This window comes from Novosphingobium sp. THN1, from assembly GCF_003454795.1.
Classification (GTDB): domain Bacteria; phylum Pseudomonadota; class Alphaproteobacteria; order Sphingomonadales; family Sphingomonadaceae; genus Novosphingobium.
In genome coordinates this window covers 995,235-1,019,440 of record NZ_CP028348.1, presented here as the reverse complement: position 1 = coordinate 1,019,440, position 24,206 = coordinate 995,235, and the positions used below count along the sequence as shown (strand labels likewise).

The window sequence follows — 24,206 nt, the reverse complement described above, 5'->3', positions numbered from 1 at the left end:
GCTTTGCACGCGGTTGCAAACACCTACACACAGTGCCGCGTGAGGCAAACAGCAAGCGCGCATTCATGCAAGGACCGCTCGTTCAGCAGCATCGACCTCACCGACCATGACCGGGCTGCTGGCCAACTGCAGCGAGGCCATGTCAACACCCGAAACCGCGCGCCACGCCGGGAGGTCCGGGGCCTTTGGCACACCATTGGCGGCAAATGCCAGCAGAGCCCTGACCATACTGCCCGAAAGCGCCACTGCTTCCCTGCCGCCGCCGGTCATCGAGGCACAAGTCCGGGCGTTACCGAACCAGAACGGGATGTCGAGGCAATGAAAGGCCATCGGCCGCCCATCCAACACCGGACACTGCCACGTGAACCAGAACAGCCACGTCGGCGCAGAGCCGGTTTGCAGCCTGCGCCGCGCCTGATCGATCACGGCCTGGCGGATCGGCGCCGTGGCCATCCGCGACCACAGTGCAAATGGCTTGTCCTGCGGTCCTGTTGCGCGAAGGGCAGCGATTGCAGCTTCTGCATTTGCGGGCACGAACCGCGCCACCTTGCGCCGCAATTCGTCGTCAGTCATGGCGAATGCGGCAGGATCGTTGATCCCGGTAACGAACTCGTTGAGCGTGGAGCCGATGATCAGCGGAACCTGCGGGTCGCTGGCGGCATGGTTTGGATGGCGGGGATCTGGCAGCAGAATCTTCCCGTCGAGCGTGGGCGCGAAGTTCAGCATGTCCGGTATCTGACGCACGTCGACGAAACCGTCGAATGTCGGATTGATCCGCGCCAACACCCGCTCTGCCGCAGCGCGCAGCCGCACATAGGGCAGCGCCTGCAAGGATGGCATGTCGCCCCGGGCAATGCCGAGTTCCTCGAGCACCAGGACCGAGAGCCTGCGCGCTTTATCAGGGGTGTTGAACATCGCGAAAGAGCCGCTCAACACCATAGCGCGATGATAAAGCCCCTTCGCCTCCGGCATCGCCATCAATGCCGTTACTTTCGCGCCACCGCCTGACTGGCCGAAGATGGTTACGCGCGTTGGGTCACCGCCGAACCGGGCGATATTGTCGCGCACCCAGCGCAAGGCCGCGACGATGTCGAGCATTCCGAGATTGGCTGATGCGGCATGCTCCTCCCCCATTCCGACAGGTCGAGAAAGCCGAGCAGGTTGAGCCGGTGGTTCAGCGTGACCACCACGGCCTCGCCGGTCGCGGCAAGGTTCGCGCCGTCGAAGGCGGGGATGTCGTGACCAGATCCCGCCGCGAAGCCGCCGCCATGCAGCCAGACGAGGACCGGACGGGGCGCGTCGTCGAGCGCCGGGGTCCAGACGTTGAGCCGCAGGCAGTCCTCGTCCTCCACTGCATCGTTCCAGCGGAAGATGAAGGCTTCCTCGTCTTGGAAGCGGCCGGTGCCCTTGTCCTGGGGCGCGATCGGGCCATAGTGCAGGCACGAGCGAACCTCTGCCCACGCCCGGGGTGGGCGCGGCGGGCGGAAACGACCGGCCCCGCCCGTGGGCGCGCCATAGGGCACACCCTTGAACATCTTCACCCCGCCCTGCCGGTAGCCTCGGACCGGACCGGCAGTGGTCATTGCCGTGGTAATGTCCAGACCGGTATCAATATCAGCGTCGGCGGGCAGCACGACATTCTCCTGCGCAGACAATGTCATCGATGGTGCCAGACCAACCGCACCGGCCATGGATGCAGCACGGATGAGATCCCGCCTCTGCATGGCTCAGCTCCTTGGGTTTCCAGGCGATACCTGTGGGTGGAGGGGAACAGGCATCGCCGGGCGCCGCGTCAATTGGTGTTGAGGCGGAAAGTCACCCCGATCGTGCGCGGGCGAGGCCCTGCCAGCAGGGTCGGGCCATTGGCAGAAGTCGGGCCGCGAAGATCGGACAGGTTATCGCCGAACAGGCGCACTTCGTAGCGATCGAACCGCACGCCGATGCTCGCCTGATAAAGCTCGTAAGGATTGATCTCGTTTACCGTAGCATCGCCAAGCCGCGAGCGACCGATGAACGTGGCCGAGCTGGTGGCGAAGAGCGTGGCATTGCCGATCGGCTGCTCATAGCTCGCATCCAGACGGAAGTTGTGCGTCGGCGTGTTGAGCAGGCGCAGACCGTTCGAAATACGCGGATCTGCGCCGGCAAAGGCCGGGCGGACGCGGGTGAACTTGGAATTGTTGACGTTGCCGATGGCGTTGAGGGTGAAGCCCTTGAGCGGGGTGCGCCAGGTTAGCTCCATGTCGATCCCCTGCGCCTTGCCGTCGCCCAGATTGGCAAAGGCAGCAAGGCCGATCGAGGTGTTGAAGGCGCTCTGGATGTTCGTGTACTTGATGTCGTAGAGGCTGACAGCGACGCGCAGGTCACCGCTGAAAAGCGAGCCCTTCATCCCCACTTCAAGGTTGCGCAGTTTGTCCGGCGTCAGCGAGATATCACTCGGCACGCCATCGGCAATCACCGCATCGGCCTGCGCCTGCGATTGCAGGATGCCGCTGCGGAAGCCCGTCCCGGCATTGAAGAACAGCATCCAGTCAGGGCTGGGGTTGATCGCAAGGTTGGCGCGCCAGGTCAGCGCGTCGGGCCGGGCCTTGCTCTGCACACGGACGCCGTTCGAGATGGAATCCGCCTCGCGCCGGTCCTTGAAGTAGCGCAGGCCCACCAGCGGGACGACCTTGCCGTCGAACAGCTCGTAGCTCGCCTCGGAGAAGACAGCTGCGTTCTCGGTCTTGGTAATAGTCTGCCCGTTGAGGCCGAACGCCGGGAAGGTCAGGCTGAAGGTGTAGAGGCTGCGGGCGTTCTGGTAGAACACGCCGGCTACCCCTTGAACGGCCCGCCGTCGTTGGTGGCAAGACGTAGTTCGTTCACGAAATTGCGGGCGTCGCCGCCGTTTATCAGAACGCCCGTTCCCAGCGGTGCGCCAAGGTTGAGGCCGACCTGAAAACCACCCGGCAGGGACTTCTGGTAGGACGTTGCATTGGTCAGCGTCACCCCGCCGAACTCGCGCTCGATGGTGTTGGATGCGTACCACGCACGGCGCTTGTCGAAGCCCACAACATCGCCCTGGAATGCCGCGAACGGCGGATCGAGCGAGTTGATGACATTGAGGTACTTCTGGTCGGTGGCGAAATACCAGAAGCGCGTACGCACCGAAGTCAGTTCATCCGGCTTCCACAGCAGCACGGCCTGAATGTCCTTCGAGGTTACGTGGTTGGCGTCCTTCTCGCGCGGGGTGCCGGTGGGTGCGCCCGAATAGATGTCGGCTACGCCCGCGCGGCGATCGTACCCGCCGCTCACGCGCAGACCGAGCTTGCCTGGTACCAAGGGCAGGGAGATTGCCGCCGCACCACGATAGTTGGGATCGCTGGCCTCGGCCGTCTTGGAAAGCTCGAGTTCGCCGGCGTAAGTCGCGCGATCGAGATCCGGGTTCTTGGTATGGTAGATGATCGTGCCTGCGGACGAACCGAGGCCGTAGAGCGTGCCCTGCGGTCCGCGCAGGACTTCCACCCGGTCAATATCGAAGTACTGCACTGGCGGCGCGGCCTGGTTGTTGGGCACGCCGAAGGGCGTATCGTCAAGGTAGTAGCCGATCAGGCCATCGCCGATTGGCCCGCCCGCGCCTGATCCGCGGAACGAGAAGATGCGATAGCCCGCGCCGATCTCCTGCGCCTGCGATGCGCCGGGGATCAGCTGGATCAGATCAGCCCCGTCGCGCACGTTGCGCTGCTTCAGCACGTCACCGTTGAAGGCCTGGATTGCCAGCGGCACCTTGTCGAGGCGGACCGAGCCGGACTTGAGGGCAGTGACCACGATCTCGCCCGGATTGGCAGGTTCGCTGGTTGCCTCGCCTGATGCATCCTGCGGCGCGTTCTGGGCAAGGGCCGGGGCCGACATCACCAGACCAAGCGCCGCTGAGGCAATCAGGGCGTTGAGCAGAACTGCCGTCTTTCGATAGATTTTCATGCTAATCCTCCCATTGTTGGTTTTTGCGTGAGCAATCGATTACGCAATTGTCGGTAAAACGGTGGCGGGACGACCTGCCTCATGGTTCGTAGCTGTCAGACAGGCGGCCGGATGGCGAAAGCTGCGCGCAGGGTGCGCTTCCACGCAGCGGTGAATGCTTGCGAAGCGCCAGATTCGGGAACCACGAAATCGAACCCGTGGAAAGCGCCGGGCATAACCAGGAGTTCGGTCGGAATCCCGGCCTGCACCAGACGGCCAGCATAGGCGATGTCTTCGTCCACGAAGAGATCAATCGACCCCACACCGATAAAGGTGCGCGGCAATCCTGCAAGATCGGGGGCCCGCGCTGGAACACTTCCGGCAGGAATGGTTGGTTGGCCGGCAGGCTGGCCAAGCAGGCTGCTCCAGCCGACCACGTTGCCAGCCTCGTTCCAGCCGATGGTGCCGATGAACGGCGGCACCCGCCGCGTCGATCCGGTCCGGTCGTCGAGCATCGGATAGATCAGGATCTGGCAGCACAGTGGCACGCTGCGGCGGTCCCGCGCCGCCAGCGCCACCATGGCGGCGAGCCCACCTCCAGCGCTTTCGCCTTTAACCGCAATTCGCGTGCGATCGACGCCCAAAACATCGGCATTGGCATGAAGCCAGGTCAATGCGGCGCAACAATCCTCGAGCGGTCCGGGAAAGCGGGTCTCGGGGGACAGGCGATAGTCAACCTCGACCACCACGCAGTCGAACTCCTTGGCGAGTTGCTGCGATGCCGGGATAGTATCCTCCATCCGGCCGACGATGAAGCCGCCGCCGTGAATGTGAAGGACGGCCGGGCGCAAAGCTGCTTTTCTGCACGCGCCGATTACCGCCACTTTGACGGGCGGGTGGCCTGGCGCGCCCTCAATCAAGCGAAGTTCGACCGCGGGCGCAGGCGCTGGCAGCACATCAGGTGCTGGCGGCGCAGCCTTGCGCATTCCCACGATCGCTGCGTGATCAAGGGGATCAGGCAGCGGGCGTGACAGTATCAACCTTGCCCCTTCGCGCAATTCGGGATCGAGCAGCGCCATCGGGTCGACGCTTGCCTTGGCGATCGCAGGAGGTCTCGGGCCGGAACGCGCCTGCAACAGGACTGGCATGGCTGCAGATGCCAAGGCTGACGTTGCGAATGTCCGGCGGGTCAAGCTCACGTGTCATGTCTCCCAGCCATGCTCTCTGATGGAGTCTTGGCAGTTGCGTAATCGATTTCTTACACCTTGCAGATGATAATGCAATCGATTACGCAAGCCATAATGAATAATCGGCCTGCACCCGACGGCCGAAAGAGGATACGACGATGGCTGCACTCAAGCGATTGGTGGCGTTTTACCTGACTTTGGCAGTGCTTTCCGGCCTTGGCACAACAGCAAGCGCACAACCCACGCCGCCGCCTGCCATCAAGGTCGAAAGCGATGGCACCGTCCACGTTCCGGCGATGGCAGTCCCCGTTTCCTCGATGCTGAGCCCCGAGGCCAAGGCCTACATGGCCGAGCACCTCAAGGACATGCAGGATCCCGAAAAGGTCAAGCAGATTGCGGGCGTGCCCGTGTTCATGAAGGGTTATCTGACAAAGGCGAAAGAGACTTTCGGCCATACCATGACCGAACGTCAGATCGCTGGCGTCCACGTTCTTGATTATGTCCCAAGTGACGGGATTGCCCGCCAGAATCGCAGGCGCGTGCTCATCAATCTGCATGGAGGTGGCTTCATGGGGTGCTTCCCGGCTGCGCGGAGCTCGAATCCATTCCAATTGCCACGCTTGGCAAGGTCCGCGTCGTATCGGTCGATTACCGACAGGGCCCAGAGCACGTGTTTCCGGCAGCAAGCGAAGACGTGGCCGCGGTCTATCGCGAGTTGCTGAAGTCCTATCCGGCGCGCAACATCGGCATCTATGGCTGCTCGGCGGGTGGCATGTTGACAGGAATGGCAACGGCCTGGTTCCAGAAGCATGGTCTTCCTCGTCCAGGGGCAGTCGGCGTATTCTGTGCAGGTCTCACAACGTCTGCTTTTGGCTTCGGCGGCGATGCTGATTTCATGACCGCCGCAATCGGCGATGCAAGGGCTGCTCCATCGTGGCCCATCAATGACGAATTACCGTGGACGGCATTGCCATACTTCAAGGGAAGCGATCCCAACGACCCTCTGGTTTCCCCGGGCTCATCAGACGAAACCCTACGCCGCTTTCCGCCAACTCTGATCATCTCCGGCACGCGAGGCTTCGAACTCAGCTCGGCCGTAAAAACGCACTCGCGGCTCACTGCTCTTGGCGTCAAGGCAGATCTTCACATCTGGGAGGGGCTATTCCACGGCTTTTTCTACAATCCCGACATCCCGGAATCACATGAGGCCTACGATGTAATGCTCCGCTTTTTCGATCGCAATCTGGGCAGGTGATCATTACGCGGATCGTAGGTTTCGATGAAGAGGATTGAATAGCCCCTGGCTTTCTGGACGCCTTGCGCTTTCAAAATCTGCTGCCGTTCGAACTCGACGGGTGACAGCATCCCGTTCCTGACGTGATGTCGATGATGCTTTGACGCTATCGGAGCGAACCGAAGTTTGATCAGGTTTCCGGCCCATCGCTTTGCACGGTGAGCCGGAAATCTTTGGCATGAACGAACGGCAGGTTCAGGAAGAATGATCAGCACCCGCGAATGTCGCCATTGGCGGCGTCAGGCCGCGTTCGCGAATTTGCGAACCTTGATGTCGCCTTCATGCTCGCGGGCTTGCGCGAGTTCGTAGGCAGTCTGCATCCGCAGCAACGTATCAGCCCTGACGCCAAAGGCCTTTTCAAACCGGATCGCCATATCGGCAGAAAGGCTTGCGTTGCCATTGAGCAGCGTACTCAATGCCTGCCGCGAGACGCCAAAGTGCTGTGCCAAGGTCATCACGTTCACCCCGGCACGCTCCACGATTTCCGTCTTTAGCCAATTGCCAACACGGACAGTCGGAGACGGGTGCATCCCAAGCGCCATGATAGTCCTCCAAATCCAGATCGATCAACGCACCCTCGGCATTCACGCCAAAGGTCATTCGCCAGTTCCTGGTCACAGTCATCGACCAGGAACTGGCTGAGATATCCCAGCGCCAAATGTAGCCGGCGGCGATTGTAGACGTCTTCGATGAATGGCGGAAGCAGAGTTGCTCCGTCAGCATAGGTCTCGAAGGCTATCGGGCATACCGCCTCGACTTTGAACGTCTTCATGAAGCTCTCGGCCTTTGCAGTGTCGTACGGATTTCCCCGCCGGCTCATCGAGCCGACGATGCTGGTTGCGGCGAGGATCTCTCGCTAGGCGGAAGCTGCATATTGCGATCCGCGGTCCGATTGATGAACGAGGCCAGGCGATGGATGGCGGCGTGCGATGGCGGCTTCGGCCAAGGGCGACAGCGCCTTCCGAACAGCCCCGCTCATCGAGACAAAGACGCTGGCTCTGGTCGGCTGCGCAACGCCCGGCTTCGATTTGAGCGCCCAGCTGTCCCCGCTTCGGGTGAATTGTTACATCCAGCCCAAGTGAGCTCATTGCCCCGAGAGCCAAGCTTTGGGACGGGTTGGATACCCGCCGCCCCCACTCCTCGTATTCGGGTCAAGGATCGCGTTGCCGCTGGACCGGGATTGCTGGAATGCTATACTACCGTCACTCGCATGACGCTTAGGCTGTTGTTGCAGCTGGGCCGCGATTTCTGAAATGCCATGACAGATGGGTGGCTGACCAGTTGACTAGTGACTGGAAACAGCCCCATCTGTCATAGCTGAAATGCAAAGAATCCAGATCGTGGCGAACTGCTTCGGATTTTTTCGTTGCCCGACCCACTGCACAAGCGACGCCCAGTCATGGGCATCAGGCGGATCGAACATAGCCAGTACCGATTTGCGATCTTCGAAACGCCTGGCAGGCGCTTGAGCGAGACGTTGGGTCGCCACAGACACAGGTGAGATCGTCCCGCCCAGACGCAAATCATGCCCGATCAGCCCGTGAAGCAGATTGATGGTGGGCGCCAAGTGCAGGTAGCAGCCCGGCCCCGATGATCGGCCTGGATGCGCCGGATAGCATGACGGTGTCGCCACAGTTCACCAGGGCATTGGCACTGTCGGCGTGCGATTCGCGGCGGAAGTCAGCGCCCATCTGAGCGGGCCGATATTCTTGCGCGGCCTGCGCCTGCAGATTGTCAGGGTCGCCGGAGCGGACGCGCCGCGCCATCAGCATGAGTGCATTGGCTTCTGCCCTGCCTCACGCCGCCAGCAAGGACGCCGGCGTTGTCATCCTGGCGACAATGGTGCCCTGCCAAAGCTGTTTGGATAGCGGGCGAGCCGCATCCCATTGCGCCCGCATCCTCGCTGCCTGGGCATGATGCCCATCAATCGGCGATATGACGACGACTTTGATTGGCAGCGCAAGGGACCATAGTTGCGCCGCGTTCGGCGAGGGCCACGACACGGCGGGTCTCATCGATAGTGAGGTTAACGCGGCCCGGGATCGAAGATGCGCCCAAGTTCGTCGATACGAATCTGCCGGGCGCTGGCCTTCTGCAGACCGCCAGCAGATGAATAGAAATATTTGAAAGGATCAATATCGGGCGAAGTCGTGTGTCGCGCTTTCAATGGCCCTGCTTCCTGATGCTCGGCGAAGGTAATCTCTCCCCCACTGGAAAATTTCACGACCCGCATGATCTTGCGCGGCTGGCCTTGCGGCTCGACCGCTACCAAGTCGTTCTGGCGCAAACTCAAAACTCTCTTCGCCGCTGGGTGTGGGCGCTGTGCAGGCTGGCCGGTCTGGTGCGCTTCAAACATGGATACAATGCTCGAACGAGATGCACCGTCCCTGTCCTTCCAGCGTGATATCCATTTCCCGTCCGGCATCCGCCACACGTCATATCGCGCGTTGGCATCGCCCTTGTAGGCTTTGAAAGCATGGCCCGATGCGTCACGGATCGGGATGACCTTCAAGGCTTCGCGCACTCTTACATGCCGTATGCCCTTGAACACAGGATCTGATCTTGAAAACCCGGCCAATGCCGCCTGAAAATCCTTACCCGATTTGCCATCAGTGGCCTCGCGCAGTGCCCGCTGCAAAGCAGCGTCGGGGATGCGGATGGGATTGGAGAGGTCATCCGGTTTGAGGCTGAGCAAAGGCACGCGGTGGACGACAATCGGCAAGCCGCTGTCGCTGGCGAGGCCGGTCAGTCCGTAGGCAGTGTCGTTATGCAGCCGTGCAGCGGTGACATCCTTGCCCTTTGCCGGAACGCCCTTGCGGCCATGCTCAGCCTTGTGACTGACAACGACGCGCGCCAGAGACTCATGCAGGTCTTCGCGGAATGTTTCCCAAGGCGTTGGTAGATCGATGAAAAGCTGGTCGAGATCCTGACGCTCGGCGCGTTCTGCCGCCTTCGAAATGTCCTTGAGCAGGCTGCGTGTCGTGACCCCGACAACAGCGGCATCAATTGCATGGTGACGATGATCCAAACGATTTTTTGGTGCACCGCTATGGGGATTCTCGACGTAATTATGATCGGGCAGCAGCTCGTTCAAATCCCATAGCCGTCGCAGCATCGCGGTCATGTGACCGGGGATGACATGAACCCCGGCAGTGTCGGGATAAAGGCTCGAAAGATAGGTCCCTACCATCCGCGACAGATATTGCGTGTCGGTCAGTTGGCGCGCGATAAAGTCGCCCTGCTGACCAAGGCGCTCCATCGCGTCGAGCGCGAAACGCCATTGCTTTGACTTATGGAGCCGTAACACTTGCTCGGCGATGATCGCCCAGCGTTCAGTGTGTCCCCAGGCTTCCCAAGGCGTCTTGTTGCCCTTCTCCTGCTTGCAGCTGCGATGCGCGACGACCTTGTTTGCGGCGCTATCGTCGAGGCAACGCGAGAACGGAATGATGTGTTCGATCTCGGTTTCGCCTGAGAACAATGCCATTTGCTCGATGTGATGTCCGCAAAACGGGCAGCACCGGTCGAGCGGATTGTTCGGACTGAGGTCTTCCCACAATTTCAGGAGCGCCCGGTTCGCCCCGGTATCAGGCTGTCCGCTTTCGAGCAGTTTTTTCGACCTGGCCTCAGCAGCGCGAGTGTTCGCGCCGATGCGCCTGTTGCGTTCGGCCTTTTTTTTCTCACTGAGCTTAAGTTCGCGTGCCAGTTCGACAACGATCTCATCGGGGCGGCCATGCGCCTTGATAATGGCATTCATCAGGCGGCGAAGCTGGTTCAGGCCGATATGAACCGTGGGATTTGTGATCTTGCCCCAGCGTATTTCGTCATCGTCGTTCGGATCGAGCGAGCCGGGCGGAATCTCCCTTGTGAGGATTTCACCGTAGTAAGGCAGCTGGTCCCGTATCTCCCCGGTGCGCAAATCGCTGCGCGACTTTCCGAGCGCGGCTTCCACTGCTTCGCAGTATGTCAGCGGATGTCCATCTTTCGACCCCGACTTGAGTTGGGCGAGAATCAATCGGCTGGCCGTTTCGCCGAGGCGCCCATGGCCTTCTGGCAGGCGCACACGCCCAATTGCTTCGGCCTGATCCACAGTGACACCGTGCGTTGCCATCAACCAGTCGCGCAGGCGCACCGGGTCTTCCTCCTCTGCCACCGTGTCGATGATTGACCATTGAGCGCCGGGATCGAAATGTGCCCAACGATCGCCAAAGCATTTCTTGTCACTGAATGCGGTAAAGATCTCATCGCCGACAAGACCTGTGCGGTTTTCGGTAGCCTTGTCGAAGCTCTCACCATCAGCGAGCTGCAGCAGTTTCGCCAGGCCCGAGAAAGTCGCCGTCTTCGCCGACTTGAGCTTGAGGATGATCTTGTCGCGCTGGTCGAGCGTCAGCTTTCGGGATGGTGCTCCCGCTCTGGTGATTTCAAGCTGATTGACCTCTTCATACACCCGCCGTTCCTGGAACAGCGGGTGGGCCTTGGGCAGACGTGGCTCTTCGTTGAAGAAGGCGCAGCCACCGACCTTGGGTGCCTTCAATGGTCGCTGGAAAAAGATGATGCGCCGCAACCGGTCGCGGACAGCATCGGTCAGCAACGCGGGATTGCATGCGGCCTGTGCGGCCCAGATCGCATCGAACTCAGCTTCCAGATGGCGGCGTTCGGGGTAAAAATCAAAGCCATCTCCTTCGCTGCGCAACCGCACGCGTCTTGCATCCCTGTTAGCCAGAAACTCCCCATAGGTGCGCGCGCCTGCTTCATGCATCGCCAGATCGAGCGCCTTTGCACCCTCCGCGATCTTGCCACCCTCCTCGCCACCCCCGCTTTGCGCTCAGCCTTGCGGTTCGATTTGAAGCCTCGCCGCTGGTTCAGATGGAAGAGCACTCGACCGAGAAGGTGGGCATCCAGCGCTCTGTCCAACGCTTGCGCGCGCAGAACATAAGGATCGCACCCGGTCAGGGCTTTGGCTTCCTGAACGTCAGCAGGCATAAGGCCAGTGTTGATCAAGGCGTCCAGCAGAGCGGACCGACGCCGAACATAGCGATCGCGCCGCCGTCGCTTCGCCCGTGCATCGCGCCGGTCAACCGCAAGCGAAGCCCCTGACCTGGGATCACGACCGTCGGAGAATATTCGGACACCAATGTCACGCAAGCCGACCGGCTTTCCCTGTCCATCGATATTGAAAAGGCACCAGCCTATGCTGTTGGTGCCAATGTCCAGGCCAAGACGCGTTGCCATCCAGAATTCCTAACCTGCAGCGCGCAAACTTTTAAGTGCGATCTTGACGGCAGCAAGTGCGATGATAGCATTTGCCTTCAGAAATTGCAGGTCTGGTTGTTAACAAGCAACCTGATTGCACCAAATAAGGTGGGGGCTACGGCCCCACTTTTTATCGCGCGGTTCGCCCGACTTGCATCGGGGAAAGTCCCGATGCTGTGGTGCTGGCCGCGCACCTGAGAATGAGCTCAAGCAAGGTCTTGAGGCGTCCGGTGTGGCGGCCCTTGCACGAGCGCTGGAAACGGGGCTGCGCAGCTCGCAGCCCAGCGAAGCGCAGATACGCTAGCTGATAGACCGGATGAGAAGCGCATTCGGGCAGAGGCGTCAGAACCTTGGCTTGCCCCCAGGGTGATCGGCGGCCCACGGGGGCTCATGTTCCGAAACCCTGACGGGCAGAGCCTGCGACCGCTCAGCGTTCGACGATGTCCTTGTCCATTGGCGCGAGCTTGGAAAGCAGCCGGTTCTGCGCGCGGAACGGTACATCGTTTTCACGCATTGCACGCTGCAGGTTCTCGACCAGGGCATTGAGGTCGGCGCGCGTCGTGCCCAGATTCTTGTGCGAGGACTTCATGTCTCGGCCGGTATATGTGCAGCCAGCATCAAGGAGATAGCAGAACTGCTCGAACAGGGTGCGCCGCAAACGGACCATATCGTGGTTCTTGAAGATCGGAGCGATACGTGGATCGGTGGTGTTCAGGTCCACGAACCTGTCGACCAACCTGCGAATGCCGGCCTTGCCGCCAAACGCCTTGGCCAGAGTGTCTCCCGAGAAGGGCGTTGCACCAGCATTGGCCGGCGATTGCGGGTAGGGATCGACTGGAAGCTCGCCTGTAACCGGATCACGGACTTTCTTCTCGACCCCGAACTCCTTTTCCCAGTCGACCGCGGCAGGATCCTCCTGCTGGATCACTGCACCTTGCGGCTCGGCGCTGACAGGTTGTGCTGCAAGCAGCGCAAGAGCGAGAGCAAGTGTCATGGGATATCCTTCAGAATGCGAACTGGAGCGAGACGAGGCCGCCGCGCTGGCCGTCGAACGTGGCGATGGAGCCGACGTTGGCATAGGCGGCAGTAATGGTAGCATTGCGGACGAAGGCCCACGCAACAAACAGGTCATGAGCATCATCCTCCCGCGCGATCGCGAGATTGCTTGGACGAGTCCGGTATTCACCGCCGATGACGAGGCGAGGTGTCAGCATATAGGCAACCGAACCTTCGAACTGCAGCGAACGCGCACGCTGATCCGGCCCTCCGAAGCCAAGCAGGCCGAACTGGTTGGCATTGGTCAGCCGCGCGGTAGCGTTGACCAGCACGCTCTGCTGCAGGAAGAGCTTGGTGGCACTTACGGTGAAGTCGGTGCCATTCGGCGATGAGGCGCCTACTGCCTTGACGATGGCGGCATCAAGGCTGCGCTTGTGCTGCAAGCCGATACTGATCTGTGGCAGCAGCGGCGGACCGTAGACGAGATCGCCGATGAGCCGGACCTTGGCGCTGAAGATATCCTGATTGAACTTGTAACCCTCGCCCAGCCCCAATGCCGCGCCGACCTTTCTCGTGTCGAAGTTCTGGCGAGCATAGGCCAGTTCAACCCTGTCCTTGATGCCAATGGAGGCGCCATGGCTCTGCCAACCATAGTCGGCAAGTTCGATTGCCGTGACATGAGCCGATATGCCAATACCGCGGTCAGTTTCCATGCCGCCGATCGTAGCCCAGCTGGCAAGGCCGCCGCCGCTCGAGCCTTCGATGGAGGAAATCCCGTTGGTCAGCACCAGTTTGCCGCCGTCCAGCAGGGGGTCGGCATGGGCTGCTGGTGCTGCGAGGAGCATGGAGCAGAACAGGATGCCGGCGGCAGCGCCCGGCCAGGTTGTCCGCCAGCCGGGGCGTGCTGCAAATGCCTTGGATGCCTTGTTGCACATAGGGGAGATCTCACCGTCATCGCCAGTCTTGCGAACTGCGTTAACCGAGAGACGTTGGGAAATCCTGAATACTGCAAGCCGAAAGATTCTGATTGTATTAGGAACTTTCTGGCAAGCCGCTTCCATGCAGGACCTGCCGAAGCACCGCCCCCAAGCCCCGCGGACGACGTTCGCTGCCCGCTTGTCGTGGATAGCCATCTTGCCCCTTCTGCTTTCGGCAGCGCCGCCGCCGATTGTCCAGGTGCAGGTCGTGGATCAGGCGGGCATGCCGGTGCGCGATGCGGTGGTCGAGGCGGTGCCTCCGCCGGGTGACAAGCGCATTGCGACCTTCCGCTGGCGCAATGCCATGGCGCAGAGAAATCTCGCTTTCACTCCGGGCACGCTGATCGTGCCTCGCGGCGCGACGGTGGCATTTCCCAACTTGGACAACGTGCGCCATTCGATCTACAGCTTTTCCAGGCCGGGTCCGTTCAAGATCGAATTGTATGGCCAGGATCAGACGCGCACGCAGCAGTTCAAGGTGGCGGGCACGATCGCGCTGGGGTGCAACATCCACGACCAGATGCGTGGCTACATCCGCGTAACCGACTCCCCTTATGCCGCGCGCACGGATGTAAACGGACTAGCAACTATCGAGGGACTCGGCCGTGGTTCCTACGACGTGATCGTGTGGCATCCAGGCATGCGCGCGGCTGGTGGCGAGTGGCGCGGCAAGCTTGTCATGGAGCCGGGCAATCGCGCGCACATCGCCATTGCTGTCCGTCCCGGGCCGGCCAAATGATCGTGAGCGTGAAGGCCGTCCTGAGGCGTCTGACCCGGCTCGCGATGGCCAGTGCCGGGCGTCGGGCAAGAACGCTGGGCGGCAGGATCGCACTGCTTTACGTCCTGCTTCTCGCCTGTGTCATGGTCGCGACCCTTGCTGTCGCCAGTTCGGGCATTACCATGTTCGCCAGGCAGGCTGCAGAACGCGAACTTTCTGCAAACGCACGCGTTTTTGACCAGATCATCGCAACGCGGCAGGGGCAGATGGCCGATGCAGGCGAGGTGGTGGCGCGTGATTTCGGCTTCAGGGAAGCCTATGCCACAGGCGATGCCCCGACGTTGACGTCAGCGATCGAGACCCTGCGCGACCGTGCAAGGGTCAGTGCAGTGGTCATCGTACACCTTGATGGCAGCGTGATTGCATCCGATGGCGCAAATGCAATCGATGGTGCAGCCATGCTGGACCGGCTTGAGCAAGGACAGGATCGCGGAGTTGTCATCCTTGATGGGACGCACGCTCTTGCTGCGGCGGTACCGATCGAGATGCCCGACCTTGCTGGATGGCTCGTTCTGGTCAACCGGCTCGGGCCCGAGGACATGAAGCAGCTTGCCCGCCTGTCCGCGGCCGAGGTTCAGGCCAGCATATTGGATCGCTCGCAACTGGCAGGAAGCCTGGCCTCGGTCGGCTTGGGCGAGATCAGGACCATCGATGGAGATGGCGGTCAGCTGCTGGTGCAGATCTCGGCGATTGCGAGCCTGCAGAACGCCTTGCAGCCTCGACTGGTTCTCGCGCACTCGCTCGACAAGTCACTGGCGCAATACAGCCGTTTGCGTCTCATTCTGGTATTGATCAGCCTGGTTGGCGTGCTGGCCGGGGCGTGGGCCTCCATCCGTCTTTCCCGAGGGCTTGCCCGGCCACTCCAGTCCCTGGCTGAAGCAACCCGCGCCTATGGACGCGGCACAGTGGCCAAGGTCAAGGCTGAAGGGGTTATCGAGATCCGCTCCCTGGCCGACAGTTTCAACGCGATGGTCGACGCCGTCGAGGAGCGCGAGCAGCAGGTGCTTCATGCATCGCTCCACGACTCTCTTACCGGTCTGCCCAACCGCCGGTTCTTCATTGAAGAGCTGGATCGCGCCGTCACGCGCCAGAACGAGCGCCACAGGAATTTCATCGCCTTCATCGACGTCGACGATTTCAAGGCCATTAACGATACGATGGGCCATCCCGTTGGCGACGAAATCCTGCGCTCGCTGGCGTTCACGCTTCGCGACCGCTTCCCCGATGCGATGGTTGCGCGCTTTGGCAGCGACGAGTTTGGGGTCTTGCTTGGCGGACTTGAGCCGGCAGAAGACTGCAACTCCATCGCTCGATCGCTTGAAATGGTGCTCGGTCGTACCTTTGCCAGCGATCGCAACCTTGAGATATCGGCCTGCGTCGGTATCGCCGTAGGCCCGCAGGATGGCGCCAGCGCCAATGCATTGATGACTGCTGCTGAACTCGCACTGTCACGCGCCAGAAGCGAAGGCAAAGGCTCCTGCCACTTCTTCGAACCCGATCTTGATGCCGAGGCCAGCCGCCGGCGCCGCATGGAAGTCGATCTGCGCAGTGCGGTTGGCCAAGGTGATTTCGAGCTCCATTTCCAGCCCCTTTTCTCGATCTCCGAAAACCGGATCAAGGGTTTCGAGGCGCTGATGCGCTGGCCACACGCAGAACAGGGGATGATCAGTCCTGTTCAGTTCATCCCGATTGCCGAGGAAACGGGATTGATCGTGCAGATGGGCGAATGGGCCATTCGCGAAGCCTGCCGACAGGCTGCCAAGTGGCCTGGAGATGCTTCTGTTGCCGTCAACATCTCGCCGCGGCAATTGTCCTCGGAGGGGCTTGTGACCTGCGTCGCCCAGGCCTTGGCCCAGTCAGGCTTGCCTGCTTCGCGCCTCGAACTTGAGATCACCGAAAGCGTGTTTATCGGCGATGTCGACAAGACCTTGAAGATTCTTCATTCCTTGCAGGCGTTGGGCGTTCGGGTGGCACTCGACGATTTTGGCACGGGCTACTCCTCGCTCAGTTATCTGCGCTCCTTCCCGTTCGACAAGATCAAGATCGATCAGAGCTTCGTTCGCGCCATGAGTGAAGGCGGCAGCGCCAACGCCATCGTCCGCGCGATCACGACCCTGGCTGATGCTCTGGGCATGGTGACGCTAGCCGAAGGTGTAGAGACGCCCGAACTGCTCGAGGCGCTACGCCTGGAAGGGTGTGACATGATCCAGGGCTACTTGATCAGCCGCCCGGTCCCAGGCGCTGAGGTTCAAAGTCTGTTAGCACTCCAGAAGCCGCCTCAAAGGCTGCGGGCGGCCGGCTGACCTGGTTCATAGCGCCTGACACCGCTTGATTCCCAGACTGCAGCGACCTGTCGCGCGACGATCAGGGCGAGAAGGCGCGACAATCAGGACGAGAATCCGGTGTGTCGGGATCGGCGGAGAGCGTAGCCCGTAGTCGATCCCGACACACCGGAGGCACTCTTTGCCGGGTGCCTGTGATGGTCGTGGTGGCCGCTATGTGTCGGGTTTTCCTGAGAGGAGGACCTGACCTGTGACCCGTCGATCGCCAGCTTGCGCAGTAGATACGGATAGATCCGGTGTTGCGGTTGCGGATCGCTGGTGCGTGGCCGCTGGTAGATCGGCGTCAGACCCACCTTCGCCATCAGGCGTCGCGCCCGACGGCGACCAATATCCCGACCATTGCGCCGCAGATGCCGCACTATCTGGCGGCTGCCATACCACGGGCACTCCATGAAGGTCTCGTCGATTACCACCATCAGGTCGGGATTAGCTTAGCATTCCGTCCAGACTTCCGGCACCACCTCAGTCCGCGCAGATTCCGCCTGCAACTGCGCGCAAAATCATCCGCGACTTACGCAGCAACGGCCTGCTTCGGGAGCTCCTGCCTGCGTGCGGCCGGGCGCCGGCTACGTTCGTTTTTCCGGAGCTGTTAAACATTGCCGAAGGTAGGCAGGCATTCTGACTGGGGCACGGTTCTCCGACAATGTCCAAGACCAGATTTCCTATCGCCATTTCCTCGTTGCCCTACAGGCTTGTGGCTGATCAAGCGGACCTCATGGCCAAATGATTGGGCATGGCGGCTCCTAGAATGGCTGTTCGGGCGGGCTTACAGCGCAGGCGATGCAGGAAGCCTTCGCACAGTAGCGGCTGCAGCTTCGTCAGGTCGATCGCCTGGAGGTGTGCTGGTGCCACCTGCCTCTCCTTGATGCGCCAGATCGGCGCAGTGAGCATCATCCGATGCGGGACGAAGGGTGCTTCCACCGCATCAGTTCATTCAACCATCGCCAAGATCTCGTCCGCAGGGAAATTCCGCGAGCGGCACAGGATTGAGCCACACCGCGCAAGCAGGCAGATTGCTTCCAATGTCGTTTGCGACAATGCTGGGGCCTGTTAGGAGCGATCAATGGAAATGCTCGACAGGTTGATGCGCTTTTTCCTGCAGACGGGCTTGCCGCCCCATGGCTTTTGCCTGCTGTGGGATCCGGGTCTTGTCTGGACGCATGTCATCGCCGACGCGATCATTGCATCGGCATATTACTCAATTCCGGTTGTGCTCTGGTTGTTCTTGAGGCGTCGTCCGGACCTGGAGTTCGGGTGGTTGCTGGGGCTTTTTGCCCTGTTCATCCTGGCCTGCGGCACAACCCACCTGATCAGCATTCTCGTGTTGTGGGTTCCAGCCTACGGAATCGAAGCTCTCGTCAAGGTCATCACCGCAATTGCCTCGATCGTGACAGCAATTGTTCTGTGGCCGCTGCTACCGAAACTGGTTGCCGTTCCCTCGCCGAGCCAGCTGCAATCCGCACTTGACCGATTGCATGTCGAGATGGCCGAGCGCGAGCATGCGGAAGAGATGCTGCGGCAATCGCAGAAAATGCAGGCAGTGGGCCAGTTGACTGCAGGGATCGCGCATGATTTCAATAATCTTTTGGCGATAATCAACGGCAACCTGGAGCGGTTGAAGCGCGGAAGTGATGACGAGCACAAGACCGCAAGAAGCATCGAGAATGCCCTTGCAGCCAGCGAACGGGCGGCAAGGTTAACCAGCCAGTTGCTCGCCTTTGCCCGCAAGCAGCCTCTCATGATCGTCCCGGTCGACGTCAATCAGGCAGTCTGCGATCTTGTACCGCTGATCGAACAGACGACCAGCCAGAAAATGACTGTCGAGACGGACTTGTGGCCTGAGTCACTGGATATCGAGATCGACAAGAACCAGTTCGACACAGCGATCCTGAACCTCGCGCTCAATGCCCGGGACGCGATGCCGGACGGTGGTCTTCTGCGGATCACCACTGCCATGGAAGGTGGGTCCGTTGCTATCTTTGTGAAAGATCAAGGTGTCGGGATGGATAGCGAGACCATTTCACGGGCGGTCGAACCGTTCTTCACGACCAAGCCTGTCGGTTCTGGCACGGGCCTGGGCTTGAGCCAGGTGTTCGGGTTCGTGGTGCAAAGCGGTGGGCAGGTCACGATCGAGTCCGAGCCGGGAACTGGAACCAGCGTGAAGCTTTCTTTTCCGCGACGTGTTGGAGGGACAGATGAAGCGAGTGCTGGCTGTTGACGATGAGCCTTTGCTTCTCGAGCTTCTCGTCGATGAGCTTGAACTTGGCGGTTACAAGGTCGAAAGTGCCTCGAACGGTGATGCTGCCATGGCCCTGCTGGGTTCGGATCACAGGTTCGACGTGATCGTCACGGACTTGAGGATGCCTGGCAAAGTCGATGGCTGGATGCTTGGCCGTCATGCCCTCGGCAGCGATCCGGAAGCTCGCGTAGTCTACATGACAGGGTATGCCGAAATGCCGGCGGTGTTGTCCGATCGGGAGAAATTTCTGCGCAAACCCTTCACAATGGACAAGCTGTTCTCGCTCCTCTGAGAAGGACCGGTCTTCCCTTCCAGACCTTGCGGGCGATATTTGTGTGTCGTCCTGGATCAACCCCTACGTTCAGTTTCGAGCCGTTTGGTGAGCTGCTGCACAATGCGCGAATTGGCAGTCGCCCCGCAATTCCCGCCAACGACCGACCACCGGCCCTGACGCGAAGCGAAAGTCAGGTTGGCGAGGATCGCCAAACCCGCACAACCGGCCCGGAGCATCTGGCTGCGCCAAGCCGACCTTGACGGCAATCCGGTGACACAGGGATGCCAGCAACCGGCAATGCAACGATAGAGCACCGGCAATAGAATGATCTGACCGCTGGCAAAGCAAGGCTTGCCATTCATGGTCCATGCAAGCGTGCTGTCGACTTTCCCGGCAATGGTTTTGCGGGGCGTGCCTTATCGCCGGAAATGGCCGGCCCATCGATCGCCGGGAGAACATGGCTGTTGAACGGTTCGGGCGTGCTCTGCATTTCACGGCCGGACGATGGCCCGCCTGTATCCAGCCGCTTGCGCCTCCGCCTCGCTACAGAAGATTTCCTCCGGGCGGGTGGCTTCGTAATAGGGCATCCCCGGCAGATGATAGATCCACTGTCCGCGCCTGTTGCGATTTCCCTTGATCACGCAACCGGATACGCGTGACGGGCGAGGCGTGAAGGCTCGTGCGGTAGCGGCACGATCTCGAGGTTGGCCTGCATGGCGAAAATCGGCTGGCATCTGGAAGGTGCTGCTCCAGATACCAAGGCCGTCGCGTTTGGCCCGGAGCTCCGCATCGGCATAGTCGAGACTGTACTCGCGATAGGCTGTAGCCCAGCCATTCTCGACCAGAACCCGGTTCAGGTCTTCAGAACCGGCCGTGCAGGTAGACACAGCCCGGCCATAGTTGTCGGTGCTCAAGCGTGTGCAACGGACCTGGGCACCTGCAATCAGGGCGGAAAGTTGCTCTTTGGCCGCTTGGCCGCAGGCCCAGGCCTCGCCATCGCGCTGGCATGTCTGAGCAAATTCGGGCGCATCGATCCCGAACAAGCGGACCTTCTGGCCAGCGACAACAAGGGAATCGCCATCGGCTGCGGTTGCACTTCCCGTTATAACCTGAGCGTGTGCCGGAAAGGCCAAGGCTGCAACCAGGACAAGGGCAGCGGTCCAGATGCGCATCGTCATTCCTTTGCCGGATCCATTCGCAGAACCCGGATAGAATTCAAGAAATTACGATTCGGTGACCGGGCAGCAGCAGGACCGCGCAGAAGGGTTGCAGCGTGCCCGGTCCTGTCCGGGCGGTGTGGTCCTCTGGACAAGCTCGGCGATCTGGGTGGCGATGCGGCTGGACAAGCGTTGCCTCGGGGCGGGATTCGTCATGGCGGCGCCCGCTTGCTGGCAGGTCAGGCGGCAGACGGGGCGATGGCCGGCGGCACGATCGTCCAGGCCCTGCTCATCAGCCTGCTGATTTTCACCCCGACTCCATCGCTGACGCGGCACAGGATCGTCTTGTGGCCCGACTGGACCACGCGGAAGCTCCGCTCGCTCTGCCCGTCGGTGAAGGTCAGCGGCTCGGCGAGAACCAGCATGTCGCCGGGCGCCGGCTTGCGGCGCGCGGTTAAGGCAAGGCGCTGACGACAATGTTCGCGCCACTGCGCGGCATATTCATTGCCGGGTGGTCCGAGCAGGTCGAGGATCGAGGCCGGGCAGTCGTAACTGTACGGCCCCATCGTTTCGGTGAGATCCTTGTAGCCGAACGCCTCGCCGCTGCGCGCGCAGGGCTTCCATTTGACAAGGCAGATGATCGCGAAAGTCTCGCGCGGGCCATTTGCGTCGTAGCTCTGACACGCGGCGTAGTAGGCACCTGAACGAACCGTCGACTTCAGGACGCGCAGACCTGTCGTCCGGCCCTTGTCGGGGTCGGGCGGAAATGTGCACTGGTTGTCGAGATAGGCTTGCGGCGTGGCGAACGGAGCCATGCCATCGCGTGACATGAATAGCCAACCCATGGTCTGTTCTCCTCAACGATCGCCCGTTGGCGCGGATTCTTGCAAACTCGGTCTCGCGGACGACAAGCGCGGGCAAACACGTCGGCATGGCAAGGACGACGACGAGGCAGGAGTGGTTGCTCATCCCCGGCCCGGCCGCATTAGCATTGGTTGGCGCAGGCGCAGTTGTCGTGGCGCTTATCGGGGAGGCGCTATTGGGCACAGAGGTTGTCGGACAGGGCGCTTCCACATTCGTGACATGCCAGCGCCATGTGACTTCCCGCGTAAAGCTCCAAAGCACAGGTCATGCAGCGATCTCCTCAGGCTGGGACTGCTGGGCGTGCATCCAGTCTGCAGCAGCCTGCGCCTTGCTGGCAGCAGAGAAAATGGCGCGAGGATCGTCTTTCAGCACGCGTAACCACGATGCCACGTAAGCAGCATGATCGGCGCGCGGATGGTGCGCGAGTCCGAGGTCGGCAAGCACGAAGGATGCGGTCAGTTCAGCACAGATCTCCTCCATTGCCAGGCTGTCGCGCTTGAACCTTGCGGAGAAGTTTCGGTCGAGCCGGTGCCTTGCTCCTGTGGCGTGGGCTGCCTCGTGCAGAAGAGTGGCCATGTGTGCCGACGCATCCCGAAAAGAGGAGAAGTGCGGCATGAAGATGTGATCGAGATCGATCCGGTAGTGCGCATCGTAAGCGCCTTCGGTGACCGGAACCTTCAGGGCTGCCACGAACGCCTCGGCATGTTCGAGCCGCTCGCTTTGGGGCAAGACCGCGACAGGGAGGGGCTCATATCCCTCGACCTGTGCGAGGTTGAAAACCGTGAAGGCCCGGGCGAACATGCAGGCAGGACCGGCTTGGTCGTCGCCATGATCGTTACCGGCAGGTGATGCCGCCTGCTTCCAGAGCACGACAGTCGTTCCGCGCTCTCCCTTGCGAACTTGCGCACCAAGAGCTGCCCATTGACGATAGGTCCCCCAAAGACCGCTGGAGAAGCTCCTGGCTCTTGCGGCGATCCAGAGCGCCAGCACGTTGACACCGCGATAGCGGCGGTGCGAGGTAACGTTCTGCGGTCGGGTCGTGGCTGCGCCATCATGATGCCAGGGCATGCGCCAAGTGCCGGCGCCGGACTCGATGGCAGAAACAATTTCCTGGGTGATGCGCGAATAGATGTCGGCTCGCGGCGTTGAAGGGTAGGTTCGGGACATGGCGGACCTTTCACGGCGGGCAGAGGGGAACTCTCCTCCCCTCTTTCAGCCCGTCATCCCCACACCCGCTTTCCCTCCCTCGCCTGCCACACCAGTGAGAGCTGTGGCGGGCCCTGTGCGAGCTGTCCCAAGGAAACGTTCGATGCTATCAGGCTCCGAAAGCCCCAATGCCGGCTTGCGAGCCCTGTCAGGGCTGCCTTCGACACGCTGACGAGGCAAGGCATCGTCCAGGCACTGGATGACCTTACATGGCTGTTCGTTGTCCTGCGTCCCTTACTGCGCGATGCAGGGAACAGATTCATCGCCCGGGCCATAAGCTCGGACCGCCCGTCGATCCCATAGCCGCGAGCGATCCCGAAGGACCTGTACGAGCATGCTCGGCCGACTGCCTCGAGGGGCCCTCTTGGTATCTCGGCTCGGCGGCAGAAGTCACGGAGCGCGCAGACCGAGCCGGTCGTCGTCATCGACGAGCGTGACGCGCCCCTCCCACTCCCACAGGACGAGGTTGAGAGCGTCGGCGGGAGCGCCGCGGGCGTAGCTCGGCACGACAATGCCGACATAGCCTTGCGCAATCGCGGCCTCGGCGAGGTCCTGCGTGGGCACGGGCTTTCCGGAGAGCATCCGGTCCCGCCAGCTTGGGTCGCCAAGCTCCGCCGGCGCCATGCCGAAGGGCTGGAGTACGGCTGTATCGCGGCCATCCAGCAAAGGCCCGATATCGGCCCGATAGGCTACCAGGGTGGTCGGCTGCAACGTGCCGACCTGATTGGCCTCGCGCAGTGCCGTCTCAGGCGCAAGCGAAGTATAGAGCGCCGCGCGCCTCATGCGATTGAACCGTCCGCCAAACCGGGCAGCCCCTTCCCCCGAGAGCGGTTCGCGGGACCAGACCGGATTGTGGGCGCGGTAGAGCAGCCCGGTGAAGTGCATGAGGCTAGGCGTGAATGCCGGCGTCGACAGCGTCGATATAAGCCAGCACGTCATCGGCCCGGTTGTTCTGCACGAGCTGCATTGCGGTCTGGCCCGAGAAGCCCGGCAGCGGCTCGGAGCGGTACCAGGCATAGGCCAGCAGCGCGGACCCGAAGCGCGGCTCGACCTTGTTGAGCACTTCGACCATCTGGCGAAGGCGGCGCTGGGTGCGTGTCGACGCGATCCGGTCCTTGCGCTGGATCGCGTCCTTGCCGAGGCCCAGCGAGCGTGCCAGTTCGTCGCTGGTGGTGCGCAGCACATCGACGATCTTGCGCGGAGCGAACGCACCGTTGTCAGCGTAGTTCTGTATCGCCATTGCAATGCTCCGGAAATTATGACGCTATATAGCGTCATTTCTTGCGGCATTCAAGCCGACGTGTGGCTGGAAGCGATGTGCGTCAAGGAAAGACAGCTTGCAGCTCGGTCGCGCCTGCAAGCGTTTACGAGGTTGGCATGCACAAGGGCTGAAGCTCGCCGCGGCCTTGCAGCAACACTTGCGATTTCGTCGGCATGAAGCCATGCGTGACTGTCGGATATTTCGTGATCGCAAGTGATGTATCTCGTCAGACCGCAGATAGATCGCTGGATTCGTACTGGACCGCTGCTCCAGCCACCGCCAGCTCCGTGTCTTGGCGCGAAGACTGCCACGCCCCTGCCCACACTTCGGCCCCGTCCTGGCAGTGCGAGGTTGCAGACCCAGCATACAAGGTACCCCTGGAGGTCGCCTCAGGCGAGACCCGCACACCTGGCCTGGTGTTCAAGGTCATCTGGTCGTGTCCTGG

General features: G+C 61.2%; 23 protein-coding genes and 4 pseudogenes. 7 read left to right on the top strand and 20 right to left on the bottom strand.

Going from position 1 to position 24,206, the window contains the following annotated elements; genetic code table 11:
• Positions 1–63: 63 nt before the first annotated feature.
• The 5 genes from C7W88_RS21665 to C7W88_RS21650 all read right to left on the bottom strand — a co-directional run bounded on the left by C7W88_RS21665 (position 64) and on the right by C7W88_RS21650 (position 5,135).
• Positions 64–1,098 (bottom strand): carboxylesterase family protein, encoded by a 1,035-nt coding sequence (locus tag C7W88_RS21665; RefSeq protein ID WP_162896295.1) that lies wholly within the window; start codon positions 1,096–1,098, stop codon positions 64–66.
• Positions 1,023–1,724 (bottom strand): carboxylesterase family protein, encoded by a 702-nt coding sequence (locus C7W88_RS24500; protein WP_118075622.1) that lies wholly within the window; start codon positions 1,722–1,724, stop codon positions 1,023–1,025. Before C7W88_RS24500 ends, C7W88_RS21665 begins: the two co-directional genes overlap by 76 nt.
• A 68-nt stretch (positions 1,725–1,792) precedes the next feature.
• The gene (locus tag C7W88_RS24215; RefSeq protein ID WP_240345034.1) at positions 1,793–2,806 is read right to left on the bottom strand and encodes a TonB-dependent receptor; all 1,014 of its coding nucleotides are present in this window, start codon (positions 2,804–2,806) and stop codon (positions 1,793–1,795) included.
• 5 nt (positions 2,807–2,811) lie between these two features.
• Complete coding sequence (locus tag C7W88_RS24210; RefSeq protein ID WP_240345033.1) at positions 2,812–3,957, bottom strand: TonB-dependent receptor plug domain-containing protein; 1,146 nt, start codon at positions 3,955–3,957, stop codon at positions 2,812–2,814.
• A gap of 95 nt (positions 3,958–4,052) precedes the next feature.
• Complete coding sequence (locus C7W88_RS21650; RefSeq protein ID WP_240345032.1) at positions 4,053–5,135, bottom strand: alpha/beta hydrolase; 1,083 nt, start codon at positions 5,133–5,135, stop codon at positions 4,053–4,055.
• Positions 5,136–5,281: 146 nt separating this feature from the next.
• On the opposite strand from C7W88_RS21650, the gene C7W88_RS24205 reads away from it, so the two are divergent.
• Both C7W88_RS24205 and C7W88_RS24200 read left to right on the top strand, forming a co-directional pair.
• Positions 5,282–5,845, top strand: coding sequence for a hypothetical protein (locus C7W88_RS24205; RefSeq protein WP_240345031.1), 564 nt, complete (start codon positions 5,282–5,284; stop codon positions 5,843–5,845).
• Positions 5,794–6,378 (top strand): alpha/beta hydrolase, encoded by a 585-nt coding sequence (locus C7W88_RS24200; RefSeq protein WP_240345030.1) that lies wholly within the window; start codon positions 5,794–5,796, stop codon positions 6,376–6,378. The genes C7W88_RS24205 and C7W88_RS24200 overlap by 52 nt, the downstream gene beginning before the upstream one ends.
• 278 nt (positions 6,379–6,656) lie before the next feature.
• On the opposite strand, the gene C7W88_RS21640 is transcribed toward C7W88_RS24200, so the two are convergent.
• The 3 genes and pseudogenes from C7W88_RS21640 to C7W88_RS25005 form a co-directional block, all read right to left on the bottom strand.
• Positions 6,657–6,959, bottom strand: coding sequence for a HigA family addiction module antitoxin (locus C7W88_RS21640; RefSeq protein ID WP_118075618.1), 303 nt, complete (start codon positions 6,957–6,959; stop codon positions 6,657–6,659).
• Positions 6,952–7,050: pseudogene (locus tag C7W88_RS24195) on the bottom strand (plasmid maintenance system killer); the annotation flags it as partial. The pseudogene C7W88_RS24195 and the gene C7W88_RS21640, both read right to left, overlap by 8 nt.
• Positions 7,051–7,117: 67 nt before the next feature.
• Positions 7,118–7,189 (bottom strand): annotated as a pseudogene (locus C7W88_RS25005) (hypothetical protein); the annotation flags it as partial.
• Positions 7,190–7,346: 157 nt separating this feature from the next.
• Between C7W88_RS25005 and C7W88_RS23030 the strand changes: the two are divergent.
• Positions 7,347–7,499: a hypothetical protein gene (locus C7W88_RS23030; protein ID WP_162896294.1), complete on the top strand. Its 153-nt coding sequence runs from the start codon at positions 7,347–7,349 to the stop codon at positions 7,497–7,499.
• Between the two features lie 441 nt (positions 7,500–7,940).
• Here the strand turns inward: C7W88_RS23030 and C7W88_RS23230 are convergent, their stop codons facing one another.
• From C7W88_RS23230 to C7W88_RS21615, 5 genes and pseudogenes are all read right to left on the bottom strand, one after another.
• Positions 7,941–8,189, bottom strand: a complete 249-nt coding sequence (locus C7W88_RS23230) for a hypothetical protein (protein ID WP_118075614.1) — start codon at positions 8,187–8,189, stop codon at positions 7,941–7,943.
• A 254-nt stretch (positions 8,190–8,443) separates the two neighbouring features.
• Positions 8,444–11,173 (bottom strand): type II CRISPR RNA-guided endonuclease Cas9, encoded by a 2,730-nt coding sequence (cas9, locus tag C7W88_RS21625; RefSeq protein WP_240345029.1) that lies wholly within the window; start codon positions 11,171–11,173, stop codon positions 8,444–8,446.
• A 113-nt stretch (positions 11,174–11,286) separates the two neighbouring features.
• Positions 11,287–11,646: pseudogene (locus tag C7W88_RS25000) on the bottom strand (type II CRISPR RNA-guided endonuclease Cas9); the annotation flags it as partial.
• Between the two features lie 448 nt (positions 11,647–12,094).
• Entirely contained in the window at positions 12,095–12,661 is a 567-nt protein-coding gene (locus C7W88_RS21620; protein WP_118075612.1) for a group 1 truncated hemoglobin, read from the bottom strand.
• Positions 12,662–12,671: 10 nt separating this feature from the next.
• The gene (locus C7W88_RS21615; RefSeq protein WP_240345027.1) at positions 12,672–13,598 is read right to left on the bottom strand and encodes a DUF3034 family protein; all 927 of its coding nucleotides are present in this window, start codon (positions 13,596–13,598) and stop codon (positions 12,672–12,674) included.
• 199 nt (positions 13,599–13,797) lie between these two features.
• Between C7W88_RS21615 and C7W88_RS21610 the strand changes: the two genes are divergently transcribed.
• Both C7W88_RS21610 and C7W88_RS21605 read left to right on the top strand, forming a co-directional pair.
• Positions 13,798–14,379, top strand: a complete 582-nt coding sequence (locus C7W88_RS21610; protein ID WP_205525330.1) for a methylamine utilization protein — start codon at positions 13,798–13,800, stop codon at positions 14,377–14,379.
• Positions 14,380–14,381: 2 nt separating this feature from the next.
• Positions 14,382–16,721, top strand: coding sequence for a bifunctional diguanylate cyclase/phosphodiesterase (locus C7W88_RS21605; RefSeq protein ID WP_162896292.1), 2,340 nt, complete (start codon positions 14,382–14,384; stop codon positions 16,719–16,721).
• 236 nt (positions 16,722–16,957) lie between these two features.
• On the opposite strand, the pseudogene C7W88_RS21600 reads toward C7W88_RS21605, so the two are convergent.
• Both C7W88_RS21600 and C7W88_RS23225 read right to left on the bottom strand, forming a co-directional pair.
• A pseudogene (locus C7W88_RS21600) lies at positions 16,958–17,188 on the bottom strand (IS3 family transposase); the annotation flags it as partial.
• Between the two features lie 274 nt (positions 17,189–17,462).
• Entirely contained in the window at positions 17,463–17,681 is a 219-nt protein-coding gene (locus C7W88_RS23225) for a hypothetical protein (protein ID WP_205525329.1), read from the bottom strand.
• Positions 17,682–17,823: 142 nt separating this feature from the next.
• Here C7W88_RS23225 and C7W88_RS21585 point away from each other — a divergent pair, with 142 nt between their 5' ends.
• Both C7W88_RS21585 and C7W88_RS21580 read left to right on the top strand, forming a co-directional pair.
• The gene (locus tag C7W88_RS21585) at positions 17,824–18,978 is read left to right on the top strand and encodes an ATP-binding protein (protein ID WP_240345026.1); all 1,155 of its coding nucleotides are present in this window, start codon (positions 17,824–17,826) and stop codon (positions 18,976–18,978) included.
• Entirely contained in the window at positions 18,956–19,291 is a 336-nt protein-coding gene (locus C7W88_RS21580) for a response regulator (RefSeq protein ID WP_118075606.1), read from the top strand. Before C7W88_RS21585 ends, C7W88_RS21580 begins: the two co-directional genes overlap by 23 nt.
• A 473-nt stretch (positions 19,292–19,764) precedes the next feature.
• Here the strand turns inward: C7W88_RS21580 and C7W88_RS21575 are convergent, their stop codons facing one another.
• From C7W88_RS21575 to C7W88_RS21550, 5 genes are all read right to left on the bottom strand, one after another.
• Positions 19,765–20,316: a thermonuclease family protein gene (locus tag C7W88_RS21575; RefSeq protein WP_240345025.1), complete on the bottom strand. Its 552-nt coding sequence runs from the start codon at positions 20,314–20,316 to the stop codon at positions 19,765–19,767.
• A gap of 353 nt (positions 20,317–20,669) precedes the next feature.
• Positions 20,670–21,275 (bottom strand): hypothetical protein, encoded by a 606-nt coding sequence (locus tag C7W88_RS24185; protein WP_240345024.1) that lies wholly within the window; start codon positions 21,273–21,275, stop codon positions 20,670–20,672.
• Between the two features lie 283 nt (positions 21,276–21,558).
• Positions 21,559–22,461 carry an ArdC family protein gene (locus C7W88_RS21560; protein WP_118075604.1) on the bottom strand — a complete coding sequence of 301 codons (903 nt, stop codon included), beginning with the start codon at positions 22,459–22,461 and terminating at the stop codon, positions 21,559–21,561.
• Positions 22,462–22,890: 429 nt separating this feature from the next.
• Positions 22,891–23,385 (bottom strand): RES family NAD+ phosphorylase, encoded by a 495-nt coding sequence (locus tag C7W88_RS21555; protein WP_118075602.1) that lies wholly within the window; start codon positions 23,383–23,385, stop codon positions 22,891–22,893.
• A 4-nt stretch (positions 23,386–23,389) separates the two neighbouring features.
• Positions 23,390–23,740: an antitoxin Xre/MbcA/ParS toxin-binding domain-containing protein gene (locus C7W88_RS21550; protein ID WP_118075600.1), complete on the bottom strand. Its 351-nt coding sequence runs from the start codon at positions 23,738–23,740 to the stop codon at positions 23,390–23,392.
• Positions 23,741–24,206 lie beyond the last annotated feature (466 nt).